The 17,815-nt window shown below is 37.8% G+C and carries 15 protein-coding genes; all 15 read left to right on the top strand.

Going from position 1 to position 17,815, the window contains the following annotated elements:
- Positions 1-6: 6 nt before the first annotated feature.
- Positions 7-138: a hypothetical protein gene (locus EHW90_RS13620; RefSeq protein WP_279221890.1), complete on the top strand. Its 132-nt coding sequence runs from the start codon at positions 7-9 to the stop codon at positions 136-138.
- 141 nt (positions 139-279) lie between these two features.
- Positions 280-2,568, top strand: coding sequence for a RelA/SpoT family protein (locus EHW90_RS06140; protein ID WP_009444800.1), 2,289 nt, complete (start codon positions 280-282; stop codon positions 2,566-2,568).
- Entirely contained in the window at positions 2,568-3,230 is a 663-nt protein-coding gene (locus EHW90_RS06135; RefSeq protein ID WP_009444801.1) for an MBL fold metallo-hydrolase, read from the top strand. Before EHW90_RS06140 ends, EHW90_RS06135 begins: the two co-directional genes overlap by 1 nt.
- A complete protein-coding gene (gene hemZ, locus EHW90_RS06130) occupies positions 3,227-4,651 on the top strand; it encodes a coproporphyrinogen dehydrogenase HemZ (protein ID WP_124952010.1) in 1,425 nt (474 codons plus the stop codon). The genes EHW90_RS06135 and hemZ overlap by 4 nt, the downstream gene beginning before the upstream one ends.
- Positions 4,638-5,897 (top strand): histidine--tRNA ligase, encoded by a 1,260-nt coding sequence (hisS, locus tag EHW90_RS06125; protein WP_124952009.1) that lies wholly within the window; start codon positions 4,638-4,640, stop codon positions 5,895-5,897. Before hemZ ends, hisS begins: the two co-directional genes overlap by 14 nt.
- Positions 5,898-5,916: 19 nt before the next feature.
- On the top strand, positions 5,917-7,701 hold the full coding sequence (aspS, locus tag EHW90_RS06120) for an aspartate--tRNA ligase (RefSeq protein ID WP_124952008.1): 1,785 nt from the start codon (positions 5,917-5,919) through the stop codon (positions 7,699-7,701).
- 28 nt (positions 7,702-7,729) lie between these two features.
- Positions 7,730-8,407 (top strand): response regulator transcription factor, encoded by a 678-nt coding sequence (locus tag EHW90_RS06115; RefSeq protein ID WP_124952007.1) that lies wholly within the window; start codon positions 7,730-7,732, stop codon positions 8,405-8,407.
- A 23-nt stretch (positions 8,408-8,430) separates the two neighbouring features.
- Positions 8,431-9,882 (top strand): glutamate--tRNA ligase, encoded by a 1,452-nt coding sequence (gene gltX, locus EHW90_RS06110; RefSeq protein WP_124952006.1) that lies wholly within the window; start codon positions 8,431-8,433, stop codon positions 9,880-9,882.
- The gene (locus EHW90_RS06105) at positions 9,857-11,695 is read left to right on the top strand and encodes an ATP-dependent helicase (protein ID WP_124952005.1); all 1,839 of its coding nucleotides are present in this window, start codon (positions 9,857-9,859) and stop codon (positions 11,693-11,695) included. The genes gltX and EHW90_RS06105 overlap by 26 nt, the downstream gene beginning before the upstream one ends.
- Before the next feature lie 9 nt (positions 11,696-11,704).
- Positions 11,705-13,240, top strand: a complete 1,536-nt coding sequence (locus EHW90_RS06100) for a sensor histidine kinase (RefSeq protein ID WP_124952004.1) — start codon at positions 11,705-11,707, stop codon at positions 13,238-13,240.
- Positions 13,237-14,430, top strand: a complete 1,194-nt coding sequence (gene cbiD / locus EHW90_RS06095) for a cobalt-precorrin-5B (C(1))-methyltransferase CbiD (protein WP_124952003.1) — start codon at positions 13,237-13,239, stop codon at positions 14,428-14,430. The genes EHW90_RS06100 and cbiD overlap by 4 nt, the downstream gene beginning before the upstream one ends.
- The gene (gene cobI / locus EHW90_RS06090; protein WP_124952002.1) at positions 14,423-15,109 is read left to right on the top strand and encodes a precorrin-2 C(20)-methyltransferase; all 687 of its coding nucleotides are present in this window, start codon (positions 14,423-14,425) and stop codon (positions 15,107-15,109) included. The genes cbiD and cobI overlap by 8 nt, the downstream gene beginning before the upstream one ends.
- Positions 15,106-15,837, top strand: coding sequence for a precorrin-3B C(17)-methyltransferase (cobJ, locus tag EHW90_RS06085; RefSeq protein WP_124952001.1), 732 nt, complete (start codon positions 15,106-15,108; stop codon positions 15,835-15,837). Before cobI ends, cobJ begins: the two co-directional genes overlap by 4 nt.
- Positions 15,830-16,579, top strand: a complete 750-nt coding sequence (gene cobK, locus EHW90_RS06080; RefSeq protein WP_124952000.1) for a precorrin-6A reductase — start codon at positions 15,830-15,832, stop codon at positions 16,577-16,579. Before cobJ ends, cobK begins: the two co-directional genes overlap by 8 nt.
- Positions 16,580-16,591: 12 nt before the next feature.
- Positions 16,592-17,800 (top strand): precorrin-6y C5,15-methyltransferase (decarboxylating) subunit CbiE, encoded by a 1,209-nt coding sequence (gene cbiE / locus EHW90_RS06075; RefSeq protein WP_124951999.1) that lies wholly within the window; start codon positions 16,592-16,594, stop codon positions 17,798-17,800.
- Positions 17,801-17,815 lie beyond the last annotated feature (15 nt).

The raw sequence follows: 17,815 nt of genomic DNA, 5'->3' as shown, positions 1-17,815 counted from the left end.
GGTTATATGTTTAAGAACAGTAAATCATCACAGGCTTTCGGCAAGGCTTTACACACTTTCAGTATGGTTTTACTTATAATAATAGCATTACCGATTTATGTTTTACTTGAGCTTTGTAAGATGGAAAAAAGAAGATAATATCTGAAACGATTAAGACCGGCATATTTTTGCCGGTTTTTTATTTTGGTATTATTGCTTTTTTTACATTATATTCGTATAATGGAATCTTAGACAAATATACAACAAGTTGCAATATTTAGCCTAAGAGTAAGGAGTTTGATGAAAGAGGACAATTTTAATTTTCTAAATGAAGATATAGAAACTCAGATTGATAAGCCTGCTGATTTTACATCACCGGAAAGCTTACACAAAAAGCTTATTGAAATCATATTGCATTATCATCCGTCAGATGATATCTCTATGATAACCAAAGCTTATGAACTTGCAAAAAAAGCACATAACGATCAAAAGAGAAAGTCAGGTGAACCGTATATAATTCACCCTATTTGTGTTGCAATAATCCTTGCCGAGCTTGAACTTGACAAAGAGACGATAGCTGCAGGGCTTTTGCACGATGTAATAGAGGATACAGCCATAACATATGACGAACTTGCAGATATGTTCGGGGTAGATGTTGCAAATTTGGTAGACGGTGTTACAAAGCTGACACAGCTCTCACTGAAGAATGACAAGATTGAGATGCAGGCTGAAAATCTTAGAAAGATGTTCCTTGCTATGGCAAAGGATATAAGAGTCATACTTATAAAGCTGGCGGACAGACTCCACAATATGCGTACTCTTCAATATATGAAGCCTGAAAAGCAAAAAGAAAAGGCAAGGGAGACTATGGATATATATTCTCCTATTGCACAAAGGCTGGGTATTTCAAAGATAAAGGTGGAACTTGATGACCTTTCATTAAAATATTTGCATCCTGATGTATATTATGATTTATCGGAAAAGCTGGCGTTCAGAAAAGAACAAAGGCAGCAATTTGTAGATGATATAATAAAGAAGTTTTCACAACATTTATCCGCAACAGGAATGAAATTTACAATCAACGGCAGAGTGAAGCACCTCTTTTCAATATATAAAAAGATGGTAAATCAAAATAAGACACTTGATCAGATTTATGATGTATTTGCCATCAGGATTATTGTAGAGAGCGTTACGGACTGCTACCTTGCACTGGGCACGGCACATGAGATATATAAGCCTATACCCGGCAGGTTTAAAGATTATATTGCTATGCCTAAGCCGAATATGTATCAGTCACTTCATACGACTTTGATATCAGATACAGGTCAGCCTTTTGAGGTACAGATAAGAACTGTAGAGATGCATAAAACCGCCGAGTTCGGTATTGCAGCACATTGGAAGTATAAAGAGAGCGGAAGCGGCTCTGTAGCCAAGGGAGCTGAAGATGCCAAGATGAATTGGCTCAGACAAATCCTTGAATGGCAAAGGGATATGTCCGACAACGCCGAATTTTTGAAGGTGATAAAGAGTGACCTTGACCTTTTCTCAGACAATGTATACTGCTTTACTCCTGACGGAGATGTAAAAAATCTTCCTGCAGGTTCAAACCCTATAGATTTTGCATATTCCATACATTCAGCTGTAGGAAATAAGATGGTGGGCGCCAGAGTAAACGGCAGACTTGTAAATATCGACTACGAGCTTAAAAGCGGTGACAGAGTCGAGATAATCACTTCACAAAACTCAAAGGGACCAAGCAGAGACTGGTTAAATATCGTAAAGTCAAATCAGGCCAGATCAAAGATACAGCAGTGGTTTAAAAATGAATTAAAAGAGGACAATATCCTTCGTGGAAAGGATATGCTTGAAAGATATTGTAAGGCAAAGGGTATAAACTGGTCTGAAATCAACAAGCCGCAATTCCAGGAAAAGGTAATGAAGAGATACGCCATCAAAGACTGGGATTCCATTCTGGCTTCTTTGGGTCATGGAGGACTTAAGGAAGGTCAGATCATCAACAAGATGGTGGAAGAGCGAAACAAGATTGCAAAGAAGGAATTCAATGACAGTGCAATACTTGAGAGCATAGGTGACGGCAGTGATAAGGAAGTTATTGTAAAGAATTCCAAATCGGGTATTACCGTAAAAGGTATTGACGACCTTGCAGTGAGATTTTCAAAATGCTGTAATCCTGTACCGGGAGATGAGATAGTAGGATTTATCACAAGAGGCAGAGGTATATCCATCCACAGAACAGATTGTATAAATATTATGAATCTGCCTTCAGATGACAGAATCAGAATTATACCTGCCGAGTGGCAGGAGTTTGAGGATTCAAAGCTTGCAGAAAAGTATCAGACAGAACTTCAAATTTTTGCACATAATCGTACAGGGCTCTTTATGGATATAACCAAAATTTATAGCGAAAATGATATTTCAATTACATCTATCAATGTTCGTACAAATAAAAACGATATTTCAACTATAAATCTTGTTTTTGATATAAAGGGAAGAGAGGAACTCAACTCGCTTATAGGAAAACTTCGACAGGTGAGCGGAGTAATAGATATTGAAAGGACTGCAGGTTAATGAATAAAATCGGAGTATATGTACTGACACTCGGTCCGGTACAGACCAATGTATATATAGCATATAATAAGGAAAGCCTGGAATGTTTTATAGTGGATCCGTCCGCACAGGCCGGGAATATTATAGATACAATAAAAGAACACAATTTAAAGCCGGTTGCGATTTTGCTGACACATGGTCACTTTGACCACATAATGGCGGTAAATGAATTGGTAAAAGAATATAATATTAAGGTTTATATTTCAAAGTTTGACGATGAGATGCTTTATGACAGCCGCAAATCAGGAGGAAGCTCTTTTATCGGAAGCGGATATGTTACAAAGGCTGATGTACTCTTAAATGACGGTGATGTATTACATCTGCTTGATAAGGATATAGTATTTATTGCAACTCCGGGACATACAAAGGGATCGGGTTGCTACTATATTGCGGATGAAAAACTGCTGTTTTCAGGTGATACGGTCTTTAGAGAAGACTGCGGAAGAACAGATCTCTATGGGGGCGACAATCCGTCCATTATAAAGTCGATATATGAAAAGGTGTTGACTTTGCCTGATGATGTCAATATACTGCCGGGGCATATGGATATGACTACCGTAGCACATGAAAAAAAGTATAATCCCGTAGCAATATATGTAAAAAAGCATGGTATTGACAGATGATTTCACTGCTTTTAGAGGATATGACCTTTGAACAGGATATAAGAGAGCTTTTAATGGCATTTTATCCGGGTGAAAAGTATATTTATACAGACGATACCGCTGTGTTAAGACTTCATTTATATAAGAAAGAGCATGAGTATCATATAGGGATAAATACAGACAGTGAAGTTTTAGAGTTTTGTTCAAAGATAAAAGATACCAAATTTGATACCAAAAATGAGTTGAAAAGAAATATCTATCAGAATCTTTTAAAACTCGGAAACAAAGAGTTGCCTTGGGGTACACTTACAGGTATAAGACCTACCAAGATAGTGATGGATTTGCTTGAAAAAAATATGCCGCTTGAAGAAATAAAAAAGCATCTCAAAGAGGTATATATGGTAGGCGATAAGAGAATGAATCTTTGCATAGATACGGTTTTTAAAGAGTTCAATATTCTAAAAAAAATTGATTACAAAGACGGCTACAGCCTGTACATAGGTATACCGTTTTGTCCTACAAGATGCCTTTACTGTTCTTTTACTTCCTATTCTATTGCACAGTGGAAAAAGGATACGGATACTTATGTGGAGGCACTCTGTAAGGAGCTTGTTGCCGTATCAAAGATGTATAAGGGAAAGAAACTTCAAACAATATATATGGGAGGTGGAACACCTACTTCACTTGAAGGCTGTCAGCTTACAAAGATTTTGGATACGGTAAAGACAAACTTTGATTTTTCAAACCTTTTGGAGCTGACTGTAGAGGCCGGAAGACCTGACAGCATAACAAGAGAAAAGCTTATTGCGCTTAGAGATATGGGAGTAAACCGTATCTCTATAAATCCGCAGACTATGCAGCAAAAGACTTTGGATTTGATAGGCAGAAAGCATACTGTAGAGGATATCTGTAACAGTTTCAAACTGGCAAGAAAGGTGGGCTTTACCAATATAAATATGGACTTTATTATCGGACTTAACGGTGAGACATTATCCGATATAAAGGACAGCTTTACAAAGGTAAAAGACTTTGTGCCTGAATCGCTTACCATACATTCATTGGCACTGAAAAGAGCCGCAAGATTAAACACGGAAAATAAAAGAGAAATCATGGACAATGACTTGATGTTATCTATGATTGATGTGGCAACAGAAACCTGCAATGAACTGGGGCTTAAGCCTTACTATTTGTATCGTCAAAAAAACATGGCGGGAAACCTTGAGAATATAGGCTTTTCAAAGCCGGGGAAAGAATGTCTTTATAATATATTGATTATGGAAGAAAAACAGACTATCATAGCTTGTGGCGCGGGTACTTCAAGCAAGATTGTTTTTAATGACGGTAGAATCGAGCGAATTGAAAATGTAAAGGACCCGAAATTATATATTGAAAGACTTGATGAAATGATAAAAAGAAAGGAAAATATGCATGGCATTGATTAAAAAAAGTGTCACCGGAATGAAGGATATTCTTCCTGAAGAGATGTTTATCAGAGATTATTTGATAAATATTATTAAAAAAACATACGGAAGCTTCGGCTTTACCTCTATAGAGACTCCGGCTATGGAGCATATAGAAAATCTTCTCAGTAAGCAAGGCGGTGACAACGAAAAGCTTATCTTTAAGATTTTAAAAAGAGGAGAAAAACTTAAACTTGAAAATATAAAGGATGAGAACGATTTGGTTGATGCCGGTCTAAGATACGACCTTACATTGCCTCTTGCCAGATACTATTCAAACAATCAGGCAAATCTTCCGAATCCTTTTAAGGCATTGCAGATAGGTAATGTATACAGAGCCGACAGGCCTCAAAAGGGCAGATTCAGACAGTTTACACAGTGTGATATAGATATTCTCGGTGAAGCTTCAAATCTTGCGGAAATAGAGCTGATACTTGCAACCACAAAGGCACTTAGTGAGATAGCAAAAGGAAAGCACTTCAGCGTAAGAATAAATGACAGAAGAATCCTTATGGCTATGGCGCTTTATGCAGGTTATGACGAGGATAATATAGGTAATGTGTTTATAATCCTTGACAAGATGGATAAAATAGGCATGGACGGTGTGAAAAAGGAGCTGACAGAGCTTGACGGCGAGGAAAAATGTTCAAAATATCTGAGCCTGTTTGAGGGACTTAAAGATAATACCGAGGCTGTTTTATCTTTAAAAGATAAGCTTAAAGGATTTATTGAAGACGGAGTACTTGACAGTCTTTGTGAAATAATGGATACGGTGCTTGAAGTAAATACAAATGATTTTTCACTTGTATTTGACCCTACCTTGGTTCGAGGTATGGGATACTACACCGGAACCATATTTGAAGTCAGTATGGAAGGATTTTCAGGCTCTGTTGCCGGTGGCGGAAGGTATGATAAGATGATTGGAAGATTCACAGGTAACGATACACCTGCTTGCGGATTTTCTATAGGTTTTGAGCGTATCATCACCATACTTTTGGATGCAGGCTTTAAGATCCCCGATGAGAGCAGGAAGATTGCTTTCTTATATGAAAAGAATATAGACGGCAATGTTTTAAAGGACATATTAAAGGAAGCCGCATCACTTCGTGAAGACGGAAATATTGTATTGGTTTCAAAGATGAATAAAAATAAGAAGTTCCAAAAAGAAGGACTTGAAAAACAGGGCTATACGGAGTTTAAGGAATTTTATAGAGAAGCCTTAAAATAAATACAGTTAGGAGATAAAAATGGCAGAATCAATGCTTGGCTTAAAGAGAAGTCATAGATGTGCAGAGGTGGTAAACGCACCGCTTGAAAGTGAAGTTACTGTAATGGGTTGGGTTCAAAAGAACCGTAACAAGGGAGGAATCATATTCTGTGACCTCAGAGACCGTTCGGGAATATTGCAGATAATATTTGAAGAGGACGAGTGCGGAAGTGAAGTGTTTAATAAGGCTATGAAGCTTAAACAGGAGTTTTGTATAGCCGTAACCGGAATCTTAAAGAAAAGGAGCGGAGCTTTTAACGAGTCACTGGCTACAGGTGAGCTTGAGGTAAGAGCAACAGGACTTAGAATACTTTCAGAATCCGAGACACCTCCTTTCCATATCGAAGAGGATTCAAAGACTAAGGAAGAACTTAGATTAAAGTACAGATTCCTTGACCTTAGAAGACCTGATCTTCAAAGAAATCTTATGGTCAGAAGTAAGGTGGCTACAACTACAAGAAACTTCCTTGCAGAGAACGGATTTTTGGAGATTGAAACTCCTACACTTATAAAGAGTTCACCTGAGGGTGCAAGAGATTACCTTGTACCGAGCCGTGTATATCCGGGAAGTTTTTATGCACTTCCACAGTCTCCTCAGCTTTTTAAGCAGCTTTTGATGGTATCGGGATATGACAGATACTTCCAGCTTGCAAGATGCTATAGAGATGAGGACTTAAGAGCTGATCGTCAGCCTGAGTTCACACAGATAGATATGGAGCTTTCATTTGTAGATGTTGACGATGTTATAGATGTAAATGAGAGACTCTTACAAAGACTGTTTAAGGATGTACTTAATATCGATGTAAAGCTTCCTATTCAAAGAATGACATGGCAGGAAGCTATGGACAGATTCGGTTCGGATAAGCCTGACCTCAGATTCGGTATGGAGTTAAAGGATGTTTCGGATATTGTAAAAGACTCCGAGTTTGCCGTATTTAAGAATGCACTTGCAAACGGCGGAAGCGTTCGCGGTATCAATGCAAACGGACAGGCAGGTATGCCTAGAAAGAAGATTGACGCTCTTGTTGAGTTTGTAAAGAGCTATAAGGCAAAGGGACTTGCATATATGGCTGTTGAAGCTGACGGAAGTATCAAGTCATCGTTTGCAAAGTTTATGAAGGAAGAAGAGATAGAGGGCTTAAAGAAGGCACTTGATGCAAAGCCCGGAGATATGCTTTTCTTTGCCGCAGACACCAATAAGATAGTTTGGGATACACTTGGAGCTTTGAGAGTTGAGCTTGCAAACCAGCTTGGACTTTTAAAGAAAGATGACTACAGATTCCTCTGGGTTACAGAGTTCCCTCTGCTTGAGTGGTCGGATGAAGAGAACAGATTTAAGGCAATGCACCACCCGTTCACCGCACCTATGGATGAGGATTGGCAGTATATAGACTCGGATCCGGGCAGAGTGAGAGCAAAGGCATACGATATAGTACTTAACGGTACAGAGATCGGAGGAGGTTCGGTAAGAATCCATCAGGCCGATATTCAGTCAAAGATGTTTGATGTACTCGGACTTTCAAAAGAAGTTGCCAATGAAAGATTCGGATATCTTTTGGAAGCATTTAAGTACGGTGTTCCGCCTCACGCAGGCCTTGCATACGGTCTTGACAGAGTGGTAATGCTTATGGTAGGTGCGGACTCTATAAGAGATGTAATTGCCTTCCCTAAGGTTAAGGACGCATCGGATCTTATGACAAATGCACCTGATAAAGTGGATGATGCACAGTTAAAGGAACTTGGAATAAAGATAGAAGAAAAATAATACATAGGTCTGCTGATTTGGAGATTATATGGAAGATATAAAAATATTGGTGGTGGATGATGAAGCCAGAATGAGAAAGCTTGTAAAAGACTTTCTAAGCATTAAGGGCTACATAGTGTTGGAAGCACAAGACGGAGAAGAGGCACTTAAGGTATTTGACGCCAACAAGGATGTCAAACTGATACTTTTGGATGTGATGATGCCGAAAATGGATGGCTTTGAAGTCTTGGAGGCCATAAGACAGTATTCAAAAGTACCTGTTATGATGTTGACTGCCAGAAGTGAAGAAAGAGATGAGCTTGAAGGGTATAAGCTCGGTGTGGATGAATATATCACAAAGCCGTTTTCTCCAAAGATACTTGTGGCAAGAGTTGAAGCCGTACTTAGAAGGACTGTGGGCGAAGCCGAGGACAGACTTATAGCAGGTGCCATAGAGATAGATAAGGTTGCCAGAAGTGTATATATCGACAAAAAGCCTGTAGATTTAAGCTTTAAAGAATATGAGCTTTTGACATATTTTATTGAAAACAAAGGTATTGCACTGTCAAGAGAAAAGATTCTAAGCTCGGTGTGGAACTATGACTATTTCGGTGACGCCAGAACCATTGATACTCATGTAAAAAAACTTCGTGCAAAGATGGGTGAGCGAGGTGACTATATAAAGACTGTATGGGGCATGGGCTATAAGTTTGAAATTACACCATGATTAAATATAGATAAGGAGTCAATATGACAAAGATAAGAACAAGATATGCACCAAGTCCAACAGGAAGAATGCATGTTGGAAATCTTAGAACGGCACTGTATGCATACTTGATTGCAAAGCACGCAGGGGGAGATTTCCTGCTTAGAATAGAAGATACCGATCAGGAAAGATATGTAGAAGGTGCTACAGAGATAATATATAATACACTTAAAGAAACCGGCCTTACACATGATGAAGGTCCTGATAAGGACGGAGGCTGCGGTCCTTATGTACAGAGTGAAAGACAAAAAGAGGGTATCTATCTGAAGTATGCAAAAGAGCTTATAGATAAGAAGCAGGCTTATTATTGCTTTTGTACTCCAGAGCGTCTTAATTCACTTCGCTCAAATGTAAACGGTGAAGAGATAATGAAGTATGACAAACATTGCCTGTCACTGTCTGAGGAAGAGATAAGAAAAAACCTTGAGAGCGGTATTCCTTATGTTATCCGTCAAAACAATCCTACTACAGGAACCACTACATTCCACGACGACATATACGGAGATATCACAGTGGATAACTCGGAGCTTGACGATATGGTACTTATAAAATCTGACGGATATCCTACCTACAACTTTGCAAATGTGGTAGATGACCATCTTATGGGTATCACACATGTAGTTAGAGGAAACGAGTATCTTTCATCCTCACCGAAGTATAACAGACTTTATGAGGCGTTCGGTTGGGAAATCCCTACCTATGTACACTGTCCTCTTATAACAAATGAAGATCATAAGAAGCTTTCAAAAAGAAGCGGTCATTCATCATTTGAGGATCTGATAGAGCAGGGATATGTTGCCGAAGCTATTGTAAACTTTGTAGCTTTGCTTGGCTGGTCTCCTGAAGATGACAGAGAGATATTCTCACTTAAAGAGCTTGTAGAAGCTTTTGATTATAAGCATATTTCAAAGTCACCTGCCGTTTTTGATATGGTAAAACTTTCATGGATGAACGGTGAGTACCTTAAAAAGATGGATGAGGACGATTTCTTTAAGCTTGCAAAACCGTATATAGATAAGGTTATTACAAAGCCGCTTGATATAAGAAAGATTGCAAATATGGTAAAGACAAGAATAGAGGTTTTACCACAGATTGCAGACCATATAGATTTCTTTGAGAAGCTTCCTGATTACGACATCTCAATGTACACACATAAGAAGATGAAGACAAACTCTGAGAATTCACTTTCACTTTTAAAAGAGGTATTGCCTATTTTGGAAGCTACAGATGACTACTCAAATGACAATCTCTTTGGTATACTGTCAGCATTCGGCAAAGAGCATGAGTATAAGACAGGATTTATTATGTGGCCGATAAGAACCGCACTTTCAGGAAAGCAGATGACTCCTGCAGGCGCTACAGAGATTATGGAAGTTCTCGGAAAAGATGAATCAATAAGAAGGATTAAGATTGGAATTGACAAATTACAGCAGTAATCAAAAAAAAGCCATAGAACATGGGGCAGGTCCCCTTATGGTATTGGCAGGACCCGGCTCCGGAAAGACCTTCGTTATCACACATAGAATAAAATATCTTATAGAGGGGCCGGGTATAAACCCGGCCCATATTTTAGTTGTAACCTTTTCAAGGGCGGCTGCAAAAGAGATGAAAGACAGATTTGAAAAACTCTGCCAAAAAAGTTTAGTTACATTCGGAACATTCCATTCAGTTTTTTTTAATCTCTTGAAAACGGCTTACGGATTCAGCTCCGAGCAGATAGCCTCAGATGAGTTAAGGTACACTCTTATTAAAGAACTTATAAAAAGAAACGCCATAGAAAATGAGGATATAAATACACTTGCCGGCAATCTGTTAAATGAGATAGCGCTTGTAAAACAGGACAATATCAGTATAAAAAACTACTACTCAAACAGTATATCAAGTGACACATTCAAAAAAATCTACATAGATTATGAAAGTGAACTTGAGGCAAGAGGAAAGCTTGACTTTGAAGATATGCTCTCACTTACCTATGAACTTTTAAGTGAGAGGAGTGATATTTTAAAGGCCGTTCAAAACAGATATCGCTACATACTGGTAGATGAGTTTCAGGATATCAACTTCTTACAATACAATATAATAAAGCTGATGGCAGGTGAGAAACAAAATATTACAGTAGTAGGAGATGACGACCAGTCCATCTATAGATTCAGAGGGGCAAGACCTGAGATAATGCTCGGTTTTGAAAGAGATTTCAGAAATGTAAAAAAGGTGTTTCTTGATATAAATTTCAGATCAAGCACACAGATAGTGAATGCTTCAACCAAGCTTATATCATTTAACAGTAAGAGATTTCCAAAAAACTTTAAGGCAAAGAACGGAGACGGTGCGCCTGTATCCTTGATAGAGTTTAAAAATCCTTTCCTTGAGGTAAACTCTATAATAAAGGATATTAAGGATTATATAAAATCCGGTCAGGATATAAACAGTATAGCCGTACTTTATCGAACCAACCTTTCACCGAGACTTTTGATAGAAAGACTTATGAGAAACAATATTCCTTTTACTATAAGAGATGCCATACCGAATCTGTTTGACCACTGGGTAGCAAAGGATATTATCTCATATATAAAGCTTGCCATGAAAACAGGAGATAAAAGTGATTTACTTCGCATCTCCAACAAGCCTAACAGGTATATAAGCAGAGATTCGCTTTCCTCTTCAAGAGCAAATATAGAGACACTTTTTGACTATTACGATGATAAAAGTTATATGATAAAAAGAATAGTGGAACTTAGAGAGCATTTAAGGACTATAAAGAATCTTAAACCTGCTACAGCCCTAAGATATATAAGAAATGTGGTCGGCTATGATGAATATATAGAGGAGTACTGTGATATGAACGGCGTTGAAAGTGATGACTGCTACAGTATACTTGGCGATCTTGAAAACAGCGCCGCAGAGTATAACACCTTTAATGACTGGTTTGTACATATGGATGAGTACAAAGATGAGCTTATAGAGGCAAGAAAGAAGTCAAATGAAAACGATAAAGGTGTAAGACTTATGACTTTTCATTCATCAAAGGGTCTTGAGTTTGATATAGTCTATATAATTGATGTGAACGAGGGCAGTGTACCTTATAAGAAGGCGAAGGGGGTTGACGAGATTGAAGAAGAAAGAAGAATGTTTTATGTTGCAATGACAAGAGCAAGAAAAAAGCTCTTCATATGTTATTGCGTGGAAAATTTCGGAAAATCTATCGGCAAATCCGACTTTGTCATAGAGCTTTCCTCCAAATCTAAGTAAGGGATATATATGATTAAAAAATTCAGTCATTCACTGCGTGTGAAGATAACTCTTATAATACTGCTCCTTATTTCCATACTGCTTTTGTCTATCGGAATTTTAAATAATTTCGGTCTGACCTGGTATTATCAGAATGAAAAGGTCAGTGAAATACATGAAGCATATCTTAAACTGGATAATGAAGTAAAAAAGCTTTCAGAAGACGGACAGACTGTTATCGGAGAAAGTGAAGACAGCGAGTCTGTTGTCAATGAGAGGGTATCAAATATTATATTGGATTATTCAAACAAACACAATATAACTATCGCTTTGGTGGATTCAATGACGAATAAGGCGATATACTCTTCTCAACGAGAGGGGGATATGTTCCTTGACAGGATACAGGAAGGCTTTATAGGTAATAAAAACATTAAAAAGAAAGATATACTGTATAAAAGTGACAACTATACCATAATACTTCACAATACACAAAAAAACAGTTCTTTTATAGAAGGTTTCGGATATTGCAGTGACAATCAGACCATTGTTATAATGTCCACACCGGTAGCGGGACTTAAAGAGAGTGTGAATATCTCAAACAAGTTTCTTATATATGTTGCAATAATAGGATTTATTATAACGGTAATAATCACCTTCCTTATCACAAAGATGATTACAAGCCCTATCCTTCAACTGGCGGAAATCTCAAATAAGATGGGAAAGCTTGACTTTACCGCCAGATATGATGGTAAGAGAAGCGATGAAATACAAACTCTCGGTCAAAATATGAACTATATGTCAGACAGACTGAAAAAAGCAATAAGCAAACTTCAGGAAGCCAATGAGGTACTGAAAGAGGATATAAAGAGAAAAGAAGCCATTGATGAGATGCGAAAAGACTTTATAGCCAATGTATCACATGAGTTAAAGACGCCTATTGCACTGATACAAGGATATGCGGAAGGGCTTAATGAGGGACTTTGTGAGGATGAAGAGAGCAGAAAGTACTATACCGAAGTCATTATGGATGAGAGTGAGAAGATGAACAAGATGGTAAAGCAGCTTTTAACACTATCATCTCTTGAGTCCGGAAACAGTATATTACATAAAGAAAACTTCAATATGACCTCACTGACAGAGGGTGTTTTAAGTTCCATATCTATTCTTATCGGTGAAAAAAATGTGAAAGTTGATTTTGATAATTCAAAGGATGTATTTTTATATGCCGACGAGTTTAAGATAGAGGAGGTTGTAACAAACTATATAAGCAATGCCATTCATCACGTTAACGATAACGGTACTATCAAAATAGATGTATCTGAAGATGAAAGCAATGTATATTTTAGTGTATACAATACAGGCAATCAAATACCTGAAAAAGATTTGGCCAATGTATGGGAGAAGTTTTTTAAGGTGGACAAGGCACACTCAAGAAGCTATGGTGGCAGCGGTATAGGACTTTCTATAGTAAAGGCTATAGTAGAAGCTCATGGCGGAGCGGTAAAAGTAGTCAACAAATCTGACGGAGTGGAGTTTGGTTTTAAAATACCAAGGATGAAAGAATGACAATTGATGAGTTTAACAATAAAAACGGATATACACAAAGATACGGATTCACAACAGGTACAACCGCAACCGCAGCAGCAATAGGTGCGGCGTATCTGTATCTTAAAAAAGAAAAGCGGATTGTGGATGTGGATTTACCTTACGGCATAACACTTAGTATTCCGATAGAGTACTCGAAAGTGGAAAATAACGAATATATCTGTCGTGTAAGAAAGGATGCCGGAGACGACCCTGACGTTACAGACGGCATCCTGATAAGCACTAAATTGGAATTTATAAAGGGCGATAAGCTTGAGTTTCATTTTTTTGCGGGCGAGGGAGTCGGTACATTTACAAAAAACGGACTTGCGCTGCCAAAGGGTGAACCCGCCATAAACCCTGTTCCAAGGCAAATGATGATTGACAATCTGAGTAAAATTTTTGCAGAGAATAACCTGACCGGAAGAGTAAACATTACAGTTATGGTTGAAAACGGTATGGAGGTTGCAAAAAAGACCTTTAATGAAAGGCTTGGTGTAATAGGAGGTATCTCAATACTCGGCACTTCAGGTATGGTCTTGCCTATGAGTAAGACCGCGCTGCTTGAAACGATAGAAGCGGATATAAAGTTCAGAATACAAAATTCGGATACAAATACCGTATATATGTCACCCGGAAATATAGGTGCGAAATACTTGGAGAAAAATTTTGCTACAGACGCTTCTACAGTTGCAATTATCAGTAACTTTATCGGAGAGAGTATTGACTATGCCATATCACATGATGCAAAAAAGATAGTGCTTTGCGGAGATATGGGGAAGCTGATAAAGCTTTCAGGCGGAATAATGAATACACATTCAAATGATTCTGATTCAAGGCTTGAACTTTTGCTTGCGGCAGTTATAAAAGATGTGCTGGAGGATGATGATATAGATTTTTCTTTGCTGACTCCGATTCTTTTGGATATCTTAAAGCAAAAGACCACGACAGCAGCCATCGCCATAATAAAAGAATATAAATTGGAGAGATGTTTTGATATAATTGCAAATAAGATGCTTTATTATGCATATAATCGTGCATTTAAGGCGGAAATATTCTATCATAAGAATAAATTTGCAAGTATTGACGAGTTCAAAAAGAACTTACAAATAAGAATTATTGCATTCAGCGATAATGAAACGGTAATAGATACAGGAGAAGAAAATGAGTAAATTATATGGAGTAGGTGTAGGTCCGGGAGATCCCGACCTTATGACTGTAAAAGCTTTAAATGCTATAAAAAAATCAAAAGTTATATGTTTTGCAGGTAAAAGTGAAGATACATCAATCGCTTTTAATATTGCAAAAAAGGCAATGCCTGAGATAAACAAAAAGAAAAAAGTATGTATTGACTTTCCTATGACTAAAAACCAATATGTACTTGAAGAGTCACATTCAAAGATATCCGCACAAATTAAGGAGCTTTTAAAAGAAGGTGATGTGGCACTTCTTACACTTGGAGACCCGGGGATTTATGCCACATATTCATATATTGCACAAAGACTTAGAGCCGATGATATAAAGGTGGTTACTATACCGGGAATTACATCTTTCAGCGCTGCGGCTGCAAAGCTTGGAATACCGCTTACCTTGGCGGATGAAGAACTTCATGTTATTCCTTCATCATATTCTTTTGAGGAAGCCTTCAGCCTGAAAGGTACTTTGGTACTTATGAAGTCGGGAAAGAGTTATGAAAGTCTGGTATCATATATACGTGAAAATAAACCGCATTGTGATGTATACATGGTGGAAAATTGTGGTATGGAAAATGAAAGACTGTTTGTTGGAGCAAATAATCTTCCTGAAACAAGCGGATATTTTACAACAATTATAGTAAGGGGACTGAAATGAAAAAAATTTATATAGTAGGTATGGGACCGGGTAAGTATGATCAGATGACAATCGAGGCTGTTAAGAAGATAGAAGAAAGTGATGTTGTCATAGGATATACGGTGTATACAGATCTTATAAAGGAGATTTGGCCTGATAAAAACTGTCTTTCAACTCCTATGACAAAGGAATATGACAGATGTGTGCTTGCTTTTGAAGAGGCAAATAAGGGGAAAACCGTAGCACTTGTCTGCTCGGGAGATGCAGGAGTCTACGGTTTATCAGGACTTATGCTGGGTATAGCGCCGCAGTATAAAGAAGTTGAGGTAAAGACTGTAGCCGGTGTAACTGCGGCACTTTCAGGCGCTGCACTTATAGGAGCACCGCTGATACATGACTTTGCGGTAATCAGCCTTAGTGATCTTTTAACACCTTGGGAAAAGATAGAAAAGAGACTTGAATGTGCCGCAATAGGAGATTTTTGTATCTGTCTTTATAACCCCGGCAGCAAAAAGCGTGCAGACTACCTTGAAAAAGCCTGTGAAATACTTTTAAAGCATAAAGATGCTTCTACTCCATGTGCAATAGCAAAGAATATAGGAAGAGACGGAGAGGATTATACCGTCTATACTTTAGAGGAATTAAAAGATATTAAAGCCGGAATGTTTGAAACCGTATTCATAGGCAATTCAATGACAAAGGTAATTGATAACAAACTTGTAACTCCAAGAGGCTATACCAATGAGTAAAATCCTGATATTCGGAGGTACTACAGAGGGCAGAGAACTTGCAACGGTATGTGATAAACTGAAACTGGATACAATACTTTGTGTGGCTACAGAGTACGGCAGAGAAGTTTTACCACAGTTTTATCATGTAAAGGTCAGTGAAAAAAGACTTAATACAGATGAAATAGTAAGTCTGATAGAAGAAAACCGGATTGACTGTGTTATAGATGCCACTCATCCCTATGCTTATGAGATTTCAAAGAATATACTTGCCGCTATAAAGTCTCTCTCAAAAGAGGTTAAATTTTTCAGAGTAAAAAGGGAGTCTATGGATGTTACTAAAGGACATAATCTTGAGTTTAATTCAAATAATGAGGCTATAGAATACCTTTTAAAGACAAAGGGAAATATACTCCTTACAACCGGCAGCAAAGAAATCGCGCAGTTTGCTAAACTTTGTGACCGTATATTTGCAAGAGTACTCCCAAGCGTGGATTCTATAAATGCCTGTATAAGCGCAGGTGTGGCGTCTAAAAATATAATAGCTATGCAAGGTCCGTTTTCAAGAAACCTGAATGAAGCAATAATAAAGGAATTACACTGTAAGTATCTTGTTACAAAGGTTTCAGGCAAGAGCGGCGGCTTTGATGAGAAGATAGAAGCCTGTGAGAACACAGGTTGCATACCTGTAATTATATTGCCGCAATCAGAGGATGTGGGAATAAGCCTTGATGAATGTATACAAAATGTAAAAAATCTTTAAAGAGGGAAAAGTATGAATATTAACTTGATAGGAATAGGACTTGGAAACCCGAATCTTTTGACAAAGGCTGCATATACAGCCATATCAAATTCAAATATCATAATAGGTGCAAAAAGAATAGTGGAGAGTATAAAGTCCGATTTTTCCGATAAGACTTACTTTACAGAATACAACACAGAAAAAATACTGGATATAATAAAGTCAAATACAAGCAGTGAAATTGCTGTAGTGTTCAGCGGTGATATTTCACTCTTTAGCGGCAGTTCTAAACTGTTTGAAAGATTGAAAGCTTTTAAGAACTGTAAGATAAATACATTCCCCGGTATATCAAGCCTAAGTTATCTATGTGCAAAGACAAATACGGATGTGGCTAAGGTTAAAATACTGTCTTTTCACGGAAAAGATGAGCTTTTATATCACAACATAGACTCAAATGAGTATACTTTTATAATCACATCAAAAGGTGAGGGAGCAAAGGAAATCTGTAGAAAACTTATAAGCTTCGGATTCTTTGATCTTGATGTTACAATAGGTGAAAATCTCTCCTATGAGAATGAAAGAATCACTACCGCAAAGCCAAATGAATTCCTTGATATGGATATATCTGATTTAAACTGTATGATCATATATAATCCCGACAGTGAAAAATCTATAAGTTTCGGTCTTCCTGATGAAGTTTTTATAAGGGATAAAGTGCCGATAACAAAGTCTGAAGTAAGAGCGGTAATCTTAAGTAAACTTGATATAAACGCTGACAGTATTTGCTATGATATAGGTGCAGGCAGCGGCTCTGTAAGTATAGAGATGGCAGGACTTGCCTATGAGGGTAAAGTCTATGCTGTAGAGAAAAATCCGGTGGCTGTCGAGCTTATAAAAAAGAATATACATAATTTCAATGCTGAAAATATAGAGCTTATTTTTGCCAAAGCACCTGAGGGCCTGGAGCATATCCTTGAAGCGGATAAGATATTTATAGGCGGAAGCGGCGGCGAGCTGAATGCTGTAATGGATATAATATTTGCTTCACAAAAACATCCTACAATAGTCATCTCGGCTATTACATTAGAAACGGTTGCACAGATAAGTGATATTTTAAAAAAGGCCAAAGAGTACGGCTATGATACGGAGGTGACTGCAATCAATGTTTCAAAGTCAAAGGAAGTCGGTCCCTACAATATGATGATCGCACAAAACATGGTATTTATAGCAAAGCTGTGGTAGATAAATAACGGGTAT

The organism is Lachnoanaerobaculum orale, from assembly GCF_003862485.1.
Taxonomy (GTDB): domain Bacteria; phylum Bacillota; class Clostridia; order Lachnospirales; family Lachnospiraceae; genus Lachnoanaerobaculum; species Lachnoanaerobaculum orale.
The sequence above is the reverse complement of the archived record's forward strand: the minus strand, read 5'-3'. Positions and strand labels throughout refer to the sequence as shown.